A 12,790-nucleotide genomic window follows, 5' to 3' on the forward strand; every position below is an offset into this window, starting at 1 on the left:
AACACGGGCCGACGCGTGATACATCAAGCTCCATGAAGCTCAGCACACTGCGTATCGACGAGCCCTGCCACGAGGACTGGCAAGTGATGACGGGCGACGAACGCGCGCGCCGGTGCGAGCGCTGCGACTTGCACGTCACGAATCTCTCGGAGCTCACGCGCACCGAAGCCGACCGCCTTCTATCCACGCGTCCTCCGGAGAGCCGGCTTTGCGTGCGTTATGCCCACGATCGGCAGGGGAACGTGGTCACGAGGACCACGCAGCAGGAGAGAATGGTTGCGGTGCTCTCGTTGCTTGCCCAGCGAAGGCAGACGGAGGGGGAGGCATGAGCCTCACGCGCGAGGAGGTCATTGCGTACCTCGAAAGCCTCACGGCCGAGGAGCTTGGAGAGCTTGCGGACGAGCTCGTCCAGCGCCTCGGGCTCCCGGCGTTCGTCGAGCCGCAACCCATGCGGTTCACGATGGGCGCGCCATTGCCGGATCCTGCCGAGGTGTTCACGGAGTTTTCCGTGGTCCTCCTGGACGTCGGAAAGGACAAATTCGCTGTCGTGAAGGCCGTGCGTGCGCTGTGGGAGATGCCTGTGAAAGAGGCGAAGGACCTCGTGGAGTCGGCGCCGGTCGTGGTACGCCGGTGGATCACGCGCGACGAGGCACGCGTCATTGTCGATTCCCTCACCGCCGCGGGCGCGAACGCTGAGGTGCGAAACGGATCCTGAGGTTATTTCTTCGAGGGTTTCTTGCGCGCCTTCGCGGGAGCTTCTCGCGCGCCGAGGCCGCCGCGGATGAGGGACCACACGCCCTCGAAGGCCGCATCGATACCCGGGTCGGACCATTCCGACGCGTGGACTGGATTGTGAAACCGCGCCGTCGCGTGGAAGACGGCCCAGGCCGAGGCAACCGGATCGTCGAGGGTGAACTCGCCTTGCTCCACGCCGTCCGTGAGGATCCGGGCGACTTGCATGGCGAGCGTCTCGACGTGCACGCGGACCACGTCCCGCGCGTCGGCGACGAGATTGCTGTACGTCGCGAAGAGCTCGGGCTCGTCGCGCGCCTTTTTTCGCTTCAGCTCGAAGAGCAGGCCGAGCCAGCGCCGCAGGCGCTCGGTGGCCGGGCCCTTTTCGGCGGCGACTTCCGCGAGCGGCTTCGATACACGCGTGAGCCAGCGTTCCGCCACCGCGTCCCGCAATGCCGTCTTGCTCGGGAAATGCCGATACACGCTGCCATGACTGACGCCGAGCGCGCGGGCCACGTCGACGACCGTGGCCTTGGCGGGCCCGAAGCGACGGAGGACCTCCTCGGCCGCTTCGAGGATACGTTCAGCGGTAAGCGCCTCTTCGACCATGTCAATGCGCCTTGCGTTCGCTGTCGAGGTGCGCCATTTGGGACGCGGCATACCGCTCGCCCGCGGCCGCGCCGGCCGGCACGGCGCGCTCGATCCGCGCGAGGTCCTCCGGCCCGAGATCGATGGAGAGCGCGCTCAGCGCCTCGGTGAGACGGTCGCGCCGCCGCGCCCCGACGAGCGGGATGATGTCGCTCCCGCGCGAGAGCACCCACGCAATGGCGATCGGCGCGACGGTCGTGCCTTTCGCCTCGGCGATACCGCGCAAGGCCTCGACGAGCGCGAGGTTCTTGTCGAGGTTCTCCGGCGCGAAGCGCGGGCTGTACTTCCGGAAATCGGTCGGCGCCATCGCGCGATCCTTCGACCAGTGGCCGCTGATGAGGCCGCGGGAGAGCACGCCGTACGCGGTGATCGTAATGCCGAGCTCGCGCGCGGTAGGGAGGATCTCGGCCTCGATGCTGCGCGAGACCAGCGAATATTCGATCTGCAAATCGCAGATCGGGTGCGTCGCGTGAGCGCGGCGCATCGTGTCGGCGCTCGCCTCGGAGAGCCCGATGTGGCGGACGTACCCGGCTTTGACCATGTCGGCGATCGCGCCGACCGTGTCCTCGATCGGCACGGCCGGATCGACGCGGGCAAGGCGGTAGACGTCGACGTAATCGGTGCCGAGGCGGCGCAACGAGTAGGTGAGGAAGTTCTTCACCGCGCTGGGGCGCCCGTCGATGCCGACCCAGCCGCCGGCAGGATCGCGCATCGCGCCGAACTTGACGCTGATGGCGACCTTGTCGCGGGCCCGTCCTTCGAGCGCCTCGCGGAGGAGCAGCTCGTTGTGGCCCATGCCGTAGAAGTCGCCCGTATCGAGCAGATCGATCCCTGCGTCGAGCGCTGCGTGAATCGTGGCAATGCTCTCGGCCCTGTCGGACGGGCCGTAGAGATCGGACATGCCCATGCACCCGAGGCCCAAGGCCGACACCCGAGGACCCTTCGAGCCGAGCGAACGCGTGATCATGGTGGACTCCTGTCGCGAAGCTGGATGGGCAGAAGTATCAGCAACGCGATGACAAAAGTCAACATCTGTCAGTCGACTTTTGCTGACCATGGCGAGCGGTGGGCTGGAAAACGAGCCTTCACTTCGGGGGTTCGAGCGGCGCGCAGGTGGAGACGCCCGCGCCGACGACCCGGAAGCCGATGTTCGACTTCAGGTTGACGGTGGTCCCGTCCTTGGGGCGATATCGATCGATGCGCGAGGCCACGCCGGGACACGTGAACAGGTAGAAATCGCCTCCCCAGAACGCGAACGCCCACGCCGTGCCGATGTCGAGGCTCGGCTGTGACGACTGGGAGAGGACGTGGGACGTCTTCGGGTCGAGCTCGGCGACGATCGGCGGGGCTGTCGTGAAAAACCCCCACAGGTGCCCATCGCCCGTGCCCGAGAGCTCGGCCGAGTCGAAGATCGCGTCGTAAAACCCGAGCGTCTCGAGCTCCATCGTCGCGAGATCGATCCGCCCGAGCCCGCTGCCGCCGTAATCCGCCACGTAGAGCGTCTCCTTCGTGACGTCCGGTCCGTCGGTCGAGAAGCCCATTCCGAACCGCCCGAACGCCCCGGTCTTCGGGACGAACGACGTGCCTTCACACGACGCATCCACGGTGCTCACCCGGAACAAATGTCCGTCGTCGTAAAGCACGTACGCCGTTGCGTCGCGATCGACCGCCATCGAAAAGGGCGACGCGCCCTGCGTGGCCGGGCAAGAGACCACGCCGATCTTCTGGAACGTGAGCGTGGGCGGCGAGAAGCTGTAGAGCGCATTCTCTTGCGCGAGCAGATACACGAGCTCCGCCCGCTCGTTACAATCCTTGCCGCCGTCGGCCTCCATTCCGCCGTCGAAGAGCGGGCCGCCGCCCTCGCCGCCGCTGCCACCTGCGCCGCCGCTGCCGGTTCCCCTCGGCGTGGTCCCGGAGGCTGAGCAACCCGTTACCAGAGCCGCCGCCACCACGAATGCAATCGAAGTCCAAGCCAATCGAAGCACGTGTCCTCCTCCGCCCGGCGACGACGAAGGAAGATCGCCCGCGTGTCGCCGCGCAGGCCGCCGCCGAGCGAGCGCAATTCTACAGCATTCCCGCCGTATCGACATCCGTCAGGCACGAAATCGCTAGCCTGTGAGCATTCACACGCGTTCGCGCGGGGCGCGTCCGGGACGAACGCCATTCCTTTCCTCATTTCGATGGAATTCGCCATTTCGACCGAACGGACATGCTCGGCGGACGATTCTGTGTCATGTCGAGGCTGCAAAGAGGGAGGGCACGATGGCGCAGAGCAAGACGACTCCGATCGACGAACAGGCAAAAATTCGCGACCTGGAACCCGAACGGAAAGATTCGGCCGGTACGTACCTGACAACCGATCAGGGGATCCGCATCGACGATACCGATAACTCGCTCAAGGTCTCCGCCCGAGGTCCCACGCTCCTCGAGGATTTTCACTTCCGCGAGAAGATCATGCGATTCGATCACGAGCGCATCCCCGAGCGCGTGGTCCACGCCCGCGGCTCAGCGGCGCACGGGTATTTCCAGGTCTATCAATCCCTGAAGGACCTCACCCGCGCGCGGTTCCTCCAGGATCCCTCCGTGAAGACCCCGGTCTTCGTGCGTTTCTCCACGGTCGTCGGCTCCCGCGGCTCCGCCGATACGGTCCGCGACGTGCGGGGATTCGCGACCAAGTTCTATACCGAGGAGGGCAATTTTGATCTCGTCGGCAACAACATCCCGGTCTTCTTCATCCAGGATGGGATCAAGTTTCCGGACGTGGTCCACGCCGTCAAACCGGAGCCGGACCGTGAGATCCCGCAAGCCTCCTCGGCGCACGACACGTTCTGGGATTTCGCGTCGCTCGTGCCCGAGACCACGCACATGCTCATGTGGATCCTCTCGGACCGCGCGATTCCGCGGAGCTTCCGCATGATGGAGGGCTTCGGCGTCCACACGTTCCGGCTCGTCAACGAGGAAGGGAGATCGCGGTTCGTCAAATTCCACTGGAAGCCGCTCCTCGGCGTGCATTCGTTCGTCTGGGACGAGGCCCAGAAGATCGTCGGGAAGGACCCCGATTTTCACCGGCGTGATCTCTGGAACGCCATCGAGAAGGGCGCCTATCCCGAGTACGAGCTCGGCTTGCAGGTCATCGAGGAGGACGAGGCCGACAGCTTCGATTTCGATTTGCTCGACCCGACGAAGATCGTCCCCGAAGAGCTCGTGCCCGTGCGGCGCGTCGGCAAGCTCGTCTTGAACCGGAACCCCGACAATTTCTTCGCCGAGACGGAGCAGGTCGCGTTTTGCGTGCAGAACGTCGTCCCCGGAATCGATTTCACCGACGACCCGCTGATGCACGCGCGCCTCTTCTCCTACCTCGACACGCAACTCACGCGGCTCGGTGGGCCGAATTTCGCGCAAATCCCGATCAACCGGCCCATCGCGCGGGTGGACAACCACCAGGAGGACGGATTCCACCAGCACCGCGTCCCCACGGGGCGCGCGCATTACACGCCGAACTCCGTCGGCGGCGGCTGCCCGATGGTCGCGGGCCCCGGCGCGGGCACGTTCACGCATTACCCGGAAAAACTCTCCGGGATGAAGCTGCGCGCGCGAAGCGAGAGCTTCGGGGACCATTTCACCCAGGCGACGCTGTTCTGGAACAGCATGTCGATGCCCGAAAAGGAGCACCTCGTGAAAGCGGCCGTCTTCGAGCTTGGCAAGTGCGCGAGCAAGGCGATCCGCGAGCGGATGGTCGAGCGATTCACGCGCGTCGACGTCGCCTTTGGCCAGGCCGTCGCTACCGGGCTCGGGCTCACGGCGCCCGCGGGCGTGGGCGCGACCGTGAAGAAGGCCGCGCAGGCCGTGGCGCAGAAGCTCACGACGAAACGCACGGTGGGCGCGTCGCCCGCGCTCAGCATGGAGAACACCATGAAGACTTCGATTCGCACGCGCCGCATCGCCATCCTCGCGGAGAAGGGCGTGAGCCTCGCGGAGCTTTCGGCGGTGCGCAATGCGCTCGTCGCGGAAGGAGCCGAGGTGGAGGTGATCTCGTCGAGGCTCGGCACGATCGAGGCCGCGGAGGGCGGCGACGTCGAGGTCGATCAGGCGAGCATCCACGTCGGCTCCATTCTTTACGACGCGGTCTTCGTGCCCGGCGGGGCGGCAAGCGTCGAGGTGATGAAAAAGCTCGGGGATCCGATCCATTTCGTCAATGAGGCGTTCCGTCACAACAAGCCCATCGGGGCGACGGGCGAGGGCGTGGAGCTGCTCCTCGCCTCGAACATCAAGGGCGTGACCGTGGCGAGCGCGCAGGCGGCGGGACAAACCTTCGAGGCCGAGGGGGTGGTGACGGTGCGCGGCGCGAGCGACCTCACGGTCTTCATCCAGAGCTTCGTCAAGGCGATCGCGCAGCACCGGCACTGGAACCGCGCCGAGAAGGAGGCCGTGCCGGCCTGAGCCCGAGGCGGCTGAAATCGCAGCCCTCTGCGCGAACGCGTCCGGTTTCTCGATCCGTCGCGCGCGCCTGTGGCAGGATGCCGCCTCCCGGCGCACGCGCCGACAAAGGACGGAGACGCAGATGAAGAAACTCGCGGTTGGGTTCGTGATGGTGGGCGGGATGTTGCTCGCGGCGGCTTGCGGGAACAAGGAGACCACCGAGACCAAGCCGACGGAGGCCGCGGGCGCGGCGGCGCCGGCGGCGGAATCGATTGGCGTCCCGGAGTGCGACGCGTACTTCAAGAAGGTCGCCGAATGCATGGGCAAGAAGCCCGAGCTCAAGCCCATGCTCGAGCCGGCGATGAAGCAGAGCGCGCAGGCCTGGAAGCCGCTCGCGGCGAACCCGGCCACGAAGGACGGCCTCATCAAGGGCTGCACCGCGGCCGTCGAGCAGCTCGCGAAGCAGTGTAACTGAAGCAGGTGCGTGGGGCGCCGGCCTCGACGCCGGCGCCGCCCCGTCACGCGGCCTAAAGCGCAGCGGCCAGGGCCATCTCCGGCTCGGGCGTGAGGATCTCGCAGCCCTTCCGCGTCACCACCACCGTGTGCTCGAATTGCGCCGAGAGCGAGCCGTCTTCGGTGACCACGGTCCATCCATCGCCGAGCAGCCGCACCTCTGCGCCCCCGAGGTTTACCATCGGCTCGATGGTGAAGACCATTCCCGCGCGGAGCCTGACCCCCGTGCCGCGCCGGCCGACGTGGCTCACGTGGGGCGCGGCGTGCATGGAGCGGCCGATGCCGTGCCCGCCGTATTCGCGCACCACCGAGCATCCCTCGCGGCGCGCGAGCTCGTCGATCGCCGCGCCGATATCGCCGAGCCGCGCGCCATCGCGGACCTGCGCGATTCCCGCGTCGCGGCAGCGGCGCGCGACATCGACGACGTGCCTCGCCTCGGGCGACGGACGGCCGATGAAAAACGTCGCCGACGTGTCGCCATGATATCCGCCGAGCTCCGTGGTCACGTCGACATTGACGATATCGCCGTCGGCGAGGACCTCCGCAGGGGTCGGGATGCCGTGACAGACCACGTGGTTGCGGCTCACGCAGACCGAGGCGGGAAAGCCGTGGTAGCCGAGCTGGCTCGGACGTCCGCCGCGGCGTGCGGTGTCTTCTCGAACCCACTGATCGATCTGGTCGGCGCGCACGCCGGGGGCGAGGCGTGCGGCCACGGTCGCGAGGGTCGCGGCGGCAGCGCGGCCTGCCAGGCGCATGGCTTCGACGGAGCGGGGCGTCTGAATGTCGATGGACGGCATGGTACGCGCGAGGATGCTGGCGCTCGCCGACGAGATCCAATACCGTTTCGATATGGCTCACGCGGAGCGCTTGGATCCGGGCGCGAGTCGTGGTAGCGATCGTTGCATGAGCCTGGCGCAGCTCAAGTACTTCGTGGCGGTGGCCGAGGAAGGGAACGTCACCCGCGCGGCGACGCGCCTCCGGATCGCGCAGCCGCCGCTCACCCGGCAGATCCGCAGCCTGGAGGACGAGCTCGGCGTCGCGCTTTTCGAGCGGACGGCACGCGGCGTGCGCCTCTTGCCGTCGGGGGAGACGATGCTCGCGCACGCCCGCGCGATTCTGGCGCAGGTCGACGCGGCCGTGGTGGCCGTGCAGACGGGCGCCCCGGTGCTCTCCGGAGCGTCCGCCGTGGATTCGCCGCGCTGACGTTCAGCCGGTCGAGATCCGCTTGAACGCCGGCCGCTCCATACAGCGGCCCGTCCACGCCTGGATGTGGGGCCAGCGGGCCAGCGAGGGCACGACCCCCATCTGGTACCACCAGAGATCGGCCGCGAGCAGCGCGTCCGCCAGCGTGAACGAGTCCCCGGTCACGTAGGGTTTGTCCTTGAGCTCCGCGTCCAGGAGGTCGAGCAGCCCTTCGAATTCTTTGCGCGCGCTTTCGCCCTGCGCCGCGTTCTTCTGCTCGTCCGGGACCTCCGGGGACGTATTGATCATGACCCGCGTCCCGGCATTGAGGAGCGACGCGGCGGCCCATACCGTCCACGACATCGCGCGCCCGTGCGCTTGCGTGCCGGCCTTCGGCCAGAGACCCTTCGCCACGCCGTATTTCTCCCCGAGGTAGATATTGATGGCCGCGGACTCGAAATACGGCACCCCGTCGTCGACGAGCGTCGGGACCTTGCCATTCGGGTTCAGTTTCAGGAACTCGGGCTTCTTCTGATCGCCCGCTTTTAGATCCATCCGCACCCCTTCATACGGGATGCCGAGCTCTTCGAGCGCCCAATGGGTGCGGACCGCGCTGGAGTACGGCGAGAAATAAAACTTGATGGACATCTCTTTGAGTACCTCCCTGGGCCCCCGCTACTTGACATGAACGGATGATCAGTACAAGAGAAAAAAACGCCCGCGTCGACCGGGAAAAACCGGGGCCTGGTCGATCGGCGTGGGTCACGCCGTCGCGGCCCCGTGGTCCTCCGCCCGAAAGCCGTGGAGTTTGGCGGGGATTGCTCCGGCGGTGAACACGCCGCCGCCGGGGTGGACGGCGCACGGCCCGCGATGCGGCCCCGCGTGGTCGTGGGCATCGTGGACGGATTCTGACGTCCCGGAGAAAATACAGCGTGTCGCTTGACATCTACGAAGAGCTTCGTACATCATCGGGCCCATGGTGAACAGGTCGCTCCCGACGGACGCGGAGCTTGCGATCCTGCGCGTCCTTTGGCGCCGCGGCCCCTCGACGGTGCGTGAGGTCCACGAGGATCTCACGCCCGTTCAGGGCACGGGGTACACGACGGTGCTCAAGCTCATGCAGATCATGGCCCAAAAAGGGCTTGTCGAGCGCGACGAGGCGGGCAAGAGCCACGTGTATCGAGCGATCATTCCCGAGGACCAGGCCCAGAAAGGGCTCGTGCACGACCTCGTGGAAAAGGCCTTCGGCGGCTCGGCGTCGCGGCTCGTGATGCGCGCGCTCTCGACCGAGCGTGCCTCCCGCGAGGAGCTCGCCGAGATTCGCGCGCTGCTCGACGACATCGAGCGAAAGAGGTCGAAATGAGCCTCGCACACCTCGCCTCCTCGCCGTTTGTCGCGGCGCTCGGGCTCGCGCTCCTGCATTTCCTCTGGCAAGGCGCGGTGATCGCCCTTTTTCTGGCCGCGACTCTCGCGAGCCTGCCACGCAGCCACGCCGCCGCGCGTTATACGGCCGCCTGTGCCGCGCTTGCGCTCATGGCGCTCGCGCCGCCGCTCACGTTCGCCTATTTCCACGCGGCCCTCGCCGTCGATCCGTTCGTCCCGCCGAACGCCTGGGCCATGCTCTCCGCGCCTGCGGAAGGCGGCCATCCGCCCCTCTGGCCCGCAATCGTCGTGATGGCGTGGGTCACCGGCGCGCTCTTCATGTCGGCCCGGATCGCCGTGGGGCTCGCGCGCCTCTCGTCCTTGATTCGCCATCACACGGTGCCCGTCTCCTCGGCGCTCACGGTTCGCTTCGACAAACTCGCCCGGCGCCTCGGCGTCCGGAGCGGCGTGCGGCTGCTCGGCTCCGATCGTGTCGACGTGCCCATGGTCATCGGCTGGCTCCGGCCCGTCGTGCTCGTGCCGCTCGCCGCGCTCACCGATCTTCCGCCGTCTTGCCTCACGGCCCTGCTCGCGCACGAGCTCGCGCACGTGCGCAGGTTCGATTTTATGACGAACATCCTACAATCGATCGTCGAGGCAGCGTTGTTCTATCACCCCGCCGTCCACTGGGTCTCCCGCGTCGCGCGGAGGGAGCGTGAGCACCTCTGCGACGACGACGCCGTGGCGGCCGTCGGAGACCCGGTTCGTTATGCCCGCGCTCTCGCCGCGCTGGAGGGGATGCGCGCACGCACGCCCGAGCTCGCGCTCGGATCGAATGGAGGTTCGCTCGTCATGAGGATTCGACGTCTGATCGATGGAACCACGCCCCAAGCGCCCACGGGCCGCGCCCTCGCCGCGCCCGCGCTCGCCCTCGCGAGCACGCTCGGGCTCGCCCTCGCGACGCTCGCCGCTTGTGGCGGAGAGCAACCGGCCGCCGTGGAGAACCACGGCCTCACCGAAGCCAAGGCCCAGGCCGCCGCGCTCGGCATTCCCTGGCTTCCACCCGCCATCGCGCGCTGGGAATCGGCCATCGCCGCGTCCGCCCGGAAGCACAACGTCGAGCCCGAGGCCATCGCGATCCTCACGATCGTCGAATCGTGCGGGGATCCGAAGGCGAAGAGCCCGAGCGGCGCCCTCGGCCTGATGCAGCTCATGCCCGGCACCGCGGTCACGGTCGCCAAGGAGCTCGGCATCGCCGATCATGCCGACGAGCGCCTGCTCGATCCGGCGTACAACCTCGAGCTCGGCGCCTCGTACTTCGGCAAGCAGTTCGTCGAGTTTGGCAAGAAAGACCCGACGCGCGCCTTCGAGCTCTCGGCCGCGGCGTACAACGGCGGCGAGGGTCGCGTGCGCGCGTGGCTCGACGGCAAGGCCGAGCTCTCCGAGGAGACCGAGAAATACCGCGCGCTCGCCACGGGCATGTGGAACGAGCGGCACGCGGCGCGCTCGACGACGTACGATACGTGGCGCGAGCGCGTGCGCGGCAAGATGGCCTCCCGCTCGGCGCACCCGCTGCCCGGCGCCCGCGTGACCTTGCATTTCGGCGGCGCGACGCCCGGACAAACCAGCGCGCCGCACGAAGGCGTGGACCTCGCGGCCGCGCCCGGGACCACCGTGCTCGTGCCGCTCGACGGCACGGTCGACCGCATCGAGAAGAACACGAAAGGTGAGCTCGTGCTGGTCCTCGCGCACGGCCGCGGCATCGAGACGCGGTATCGGCACCTCGCGAACGTGAAAGCAGAAGTGGGCAAGGCCGTGACGCGTGGGGATGTCCTCGGCGAGGTCGGCGCGCCTGAGGGCGGTCCGCACGTCCACTTCGAGGTGCGCGACAATGGCGAGGCGATCGACCCGGCGCGTTATCTCGGACAAACCGCGGCGCCCTGAGCACAAACCTCGTCGAGCACGCGTCCGAGCAGCCCCGGCGTCTCGACGAGGTCGCGGCAATGGGAGAACGGGTAGGTTCGTCCGCCTTTCCGGCATACGAAAAACTCGGCGGACGGGGTAGCCAGCGTGTCCACTTGCCCGTGAGCTCTGACGAACGCCGCGCCGGGCTGATCAAGCACGCCGAAGCTTCCGAGGAGGAGGCGAGGCTCCGTGGCATCGGGCCCGTTCTCCTGCAACAGATGGCATTCCGCGTCCCAGCAGTCGACGTGGAACCACGGCCTCCAGGGCTCGGTCGGTGCATTCGGATCTCCGTCGAGCAAGTCGATGACGCCCTCGTTGCTGTCGGGCCTTAGCTTGCCCGTTTCGAGGTCGAGCACGAGGGCGCGCTCCGGAGCGACCCAGATCCGCACGGTTCCTTTGTATTCGGGTTCCATCTCGGTGATGGCCTTGCCGCCGGTGCGTACGACACGCTTGGTTTTCCCGGTCGTGACATCGACCACGACGACCTCGCCGCGCCTCGTCCCAACGAGGAGCCGAAGTCCCAGGGCGTCGAACCTCACCACGCTCGCGGGCCCGTTCGTACGCAGGGAATGGCGCTGCTTCAACGTCGTGCCCTGCCGCTCCCACACGACCGCCGTGCCGTCCTTGCCGAGCGTGGCGACGGCGCCTAGGATGTGGAACTCCATCGAGACCAGGGGCGGGAGCGCGCCGTTTTCCGGGACGACCGGTTGTCCTGTCAGTACATTCCAGATCCGCGCCGTCCCGTCGTTCCACACCGCGCCGAGCAGAACGGCGCCGTCGGCGAGCGGGCCTATGCCACGCGGGGTGCCGCGGAGATGGCGACCGAACGTCGTCTCTTCGGCCGCATCGCCCGTCCGCCGCACGAAGACGTGCGAGCCCCGCGCCGCGACGACACGAGCGCCCTCGGGCGACAGCGCGGCCACGGCATCGGCATGCGCCTCATCGCGCCGCCTCATGAGGTCGAACATATCGGGCGCGGTTCCGTGCCACGGCAGAGCATGGGCGCGTGGGCCCTCGGCGACGGTAGCCACTCCCTCCTTTTGCAAGACGTCGACCACCTGGCCGTTTGCGTTGACGCCGATGAACGTTGCGTCGGGACGAACCTTTCCGATGAGCGACGGCGCGGCCCCGGAGACGGGGACGGCCCAGACCTCGCCATCTTTCGCCTCGTAGATCAGGCGATCTCCCTGGAAACGAAGGCTCCGCGGCGCTCCGGACGGGCTCGCGAGGTCGGAGGCGACGCGCCCCTCAGGCAAACGCTGCCATCGGATGCGGTTGTCTTTCGTGACGAGCGCCAGCATGCTCCCGTCCTCGGAGAGTGCCATGGCGACGGCGGAAGGATCACGGGTCGTCGTGAGCGGTTCGCCCGAGGGGACTTTCCATACGTGGACGTTTCCTTCCGGGAAGACGCCCACGGCCACCGCGCTGTTCGCGACGGAGAGCCGGAGGTGGCCAGTGGGTCCGGGCGGCTCGACCTCGAAGGTGTGGCCGTCGCCCGTGCGTGGGTTGAGGAGCGCGATCTCCGCGCGTGGATGTCCGAACCAGGGCTCTCCGTGCGCGAGGATGGCGAGGGTTTCGCCGGATGGCGTGAATGCCATTGCATCGAGCCACAGCTCGTGATGCCCGCGCAGCGAGGCGATCTCCTGCCGCGTCGCGCTTTCATACACTGCGACGCGGTAGTTCGAATAGGCGAAGCACCCGAAGGAGCCGTGGGTATGGTCCGCGACGGCCACGAGCGTGCCCCCGTGTGACATCGCCACCCCGGCAATTTCATTGAAATCGTGCAGGAACCCCGGGTTTCCGCGCCAGGGCGGCGCGTCCGGCATCGCCGGCGCGCTCTTCTTCGGCGCAGCCCGAGGCGAAAGCGCAGCGGCTTTTTGCGCATCCCGTCCCGCACATCCGACGGCGAGCAAGACAGCAGCGAGCGCTGGAAACAAAAGCGAACGAGGGCGCATGGTCCTTTTTGTCC

General features: G+C 67.4%; 13 protein-coding genes. 7 read left to right on the forward strand and 6 right to left on the reverse strand.

Annotation, left to right across the window (positions count from 1 at the left end; genetic code table 11):
- Positions 1-32 precede the first annotated feature (32 nt).
- Together POL67_RS03550 and POL67_RS03555 are read left to right on the forward strand one after the other, a co-directional pair.
- Positions 33-329, forward strand: a complete 297-nt coding sequence (locus POL67_RS03550; RefSeq protein WP_271915613.1) for a hypothetical protein — start codon at positions 33-35, stop codon at positions 327-329.
- The gene (locus tag POL67_RS03555) at positions 326-715 is read left to right on the forward strand and encodes a ribosomal protein bL12 (protein WP_271915614.1); all 390 of its coding nucleotides are present in this window, start codon (positions 326-328) and stop codon (positions 713-715) included. Before POL67_RS03550 ends, POL67_RS03555 begins: the two co-directional genes overlap by 4 nt.
- A gap of 2 nt (positions 716-717) precedes the next feature.
- On the opposite strand, the gene POL67_RS03560 is transcribed toward POL67_RS03555, so the two are convergent.
- The 3 genes from POL67_RS03560 to POL67_RS03570 form a co-directional block, all read right to left on the reverse strand.
- A complete protein-coding gene (locus POL67_RS03560) occupies positions 718-1,341 on the reverse strand; it encodes a TetR/AcrR family transcriptional regulator (RefSeq protein WP_271915615.1) in 624 nt (207 codons plus the stop codon).
- Position 1,342: 1 nt separating this feature from the next.
- Positions 1,343-2,347 carry an aldo/keto reductase gene (locus POL67_RS03565; RefSeq protein WP_271915616.1) on the reverse strand — a complete coding sequence of 335 codons (1,005 nt, stop codon included), beginning with the start codon at positions 2,345-2,347 and terminating at the stop codon, positions 1,343-1,345.
- Positions 2,348-2,465: 118 nt separating this feature from the next.
- Positions 2,466-3,365 (reverse strand): NHL repeat-containing protein, encoded by a 900-nt coding sequence (locus tag POL67_RS03570; RefSeq protein WP_271915617.1) that lies wholly within the window; start codon positions 3,363-3,365, stop codon positions 2,466-2,468.
- A gap of 277 nt (positions 3,366-3,642) precedes the next feature.
- Here POL67_RS03570 and POL67_RS03575 point away from each other — a divergent pair, with 277 nt between their 5' ends.
- Together POL67_RS03575 and POL67_RS03580 are read left to right on the forward strand one after the other, a co-directional pair.
- Positions 3,643-5,820 carry a catalase gene (locus tag POL67_RS03575; RefSeq protein ID WP_271915618.1) on the forward strand — a complete coding sequence of 726 codons (2,178 nt, stop codon included), beginning with the start codon at positions 3,643-3,645 and terminating at the stop codon, positions 5,818-5,820.
- 121 nt (positions 5,821-5,941) lie between these two features.
- Positions 5,942-6,274 (forward strand): hypothetical protein, encoded by a 333-nt coding sequence (locus tag POL67_RS03580; RefSeq protein WP_271915619.1) that lies wholly within the window; start codon positions 5,942-5,944, stop codon positions 6,272-6,274.
- A gap of 52 nt (positions 6,275-6,326) precedes the next feature.
- On the opposite strand, the gene map is transcribed toward POL67_RS03580, so the two are convergent.
- On the reverse strand, positions 6,327-7,109 hold the full coding sequence (gene map, locus POL67_RS03585) for a type I methionyl aminopeptidase (protein ID WP_271915620.1): 783 nt from the start codon (positions 7,107-7,109) through the stop codon (positions 6,327-6,329).
- 106 nt (positions 7,110-7,215) lie between these two features.
- Here map and POL67_RS03590 point away from each other — a divergent pair, with 106 nt between their 5' ends.
- Positions 7,216-7,515 (forward strand): LysR family transcriptional regulator, encoded by a 300-nt coding sequence (locus tag POL67_RS03590; protein ID WP_271915621.1) that lies wholly within the window; start codon positions 7,216-7,218, stop codon positions 7,513-7,515.
- A 3-nt stretch (positions 7,516-7,518) separates the two neighbouring features.
- Here POL67_RS03590 and POL67_RS03595 read toward each other — a convergent pair whose 3' ends face one another.
- Positions 7,519-8,142, reverse strand: coding sequence for a glutathione S-transferase family protein (locus POL67_RS03595; protein ID WP_271915622.1), 624 nt, complete (start codon positions 8,140-8,142; stop codon positions 7,519-7,521).
- 328 nt (positions 8,143-8,470) lie between these two features.
- Between POL67_RS03595 and POL67_RS03600 the strand changes: the two genes are divergently transcribed.
- Positions 8,471-8,857 (forward strand): BlaI/MecI/CopY family transcriptional regulator, encoded by a 387-nt coding sequence (locus tag POL67_RS03600; RefSeq protein WP_271915623.1) that lies wholly within the window; start codon positions 8,471-8,473, stop codon positions 8,855-8,857.
- Positions 8,854-10,800, forward strand: a complete 1,947-nt coding sequence (locus tag POL67_RS03605) for a M56 family metallopeptidase (RefSeq protein WP_271915624.1) — start codon at positions 8,854-8,856, stop codon at positions 10,798-10,800. The genes POL67_RS03600 and POL67_RS03605 overlap by 4 nt, the downstream gene beginning before the upstream one ends.
- Here POL67_RS03605 and POL67_RS03610 read toward each other — a convergent pair.
- Positions 10,773-12,776 (reverse strand): WD40 repeat domain-containing protein, encoded by a 2,004-nt coding sequence (locus POL67_RS03610; protein WP_271915625.1) that lies wholly within the window; start codon positions 12,774-12,776, stop codon positions 10,773-10,775. The genes POL67_RS03605 and POL67_RS03610 overlap by 28 nt on opposite strands.
- Positions 12,777-12,790 lie beyond the last annotated feature (14 nt).

Source organism: Polyangium mundeleinium, assembly GCF_028369105.1.
Classification (GTDB): Bacteria; Myxococcota_A; Polyangia; order Polyangiales; family Polyangiaceae; genus Polyangium; species Polyangium mundeleinium.

Bases quoted from the DNA above. Each gene is read 5' to 3' on its own strand.
- POL67_RS03550 (WP_271915613.1), top strand. From the start codon at position 33: ATGAAGCTCAGCACACTGCGTATCGACGAGCCCTGCCACGAGGACTGG.
- POL67_RS03555 (WP_271915614.1), top strand. From the start codon at position 326: ATGAGCCTCACGCGCGAGGAGGTCATTGCGTACCTCGAAAGCCTCACG.
- POL67_RS03560 (WP_271915615.1), bottom strand. From the start codon at position 1,341: ATGGTCGAAGAGGCGCTTACCGCTGAACGTATCCTCGAAGCGGCCGAG.
- POL67_RS03565 (WP_271915616.1), bottom strand. From the start codon at position 2,347: ATGATCACGCGTTCGCTCGGCTCGAAGGGTCCTCGGGTGTCGGCCTTG.
- POL67_RS03575 (WP_271915618.1), top strand. From the start codon at position 3,643: ATGGCGCAGAGCAAGACGACTCCGATCGACGAACAGGCAAAAATTCGC.
- POL67_RS03580 (WP_271915619.1), top strand. From the start codon at position 5,942: ATGAAGAAACTCGCGGTTGGGTTCGTGATGGTGGGCGGGATGTTGCTC.
- map (WP_271915620.1), bottom strand. From the start codon at position 7,109: ATGCCGTCCATCGACATTCAGACGCCCCGCTCCGTCGAAGCCATGCGC.
- POL67_RS03590 (WP_271915621.1), top strand. From the start codon at position 7,216: ATGAGCCTGGCGCAGCTCAAGTACTTCGTGGCGGTGGCCGAGGAAGGG.
- POL67_RS03595 (WP_271915622.1), bottom strand. From the start codon at position 8,142: ATGTCCATCAAGTTTTATTTCTCGCCGTACTCCAGCGCGGTCCGCACC.
- POL67_RS03600 (WP_271915623.1), top strand. From the start codon at position 8,471: ATGGTGAACAGGTCGCTCCCGACGGACGCGGAGCTTGCGATCCTGCGC.
- POL67_RS03605 (WP_271915624.1), top strand. From the start codon at position 8,854: ATGAGCCTCGCACACCTCGCCTCCTCGCCGTTTGTCGCGGCGCTCGGG.
- POL67_RS03610 (WP_271915625.1), bottom strand. From the start codon at position 12,776: ATGCGCCCTCGTTCGCTTTTGTTTCCAGCGCTCGCTGCTGTCTTGCTC.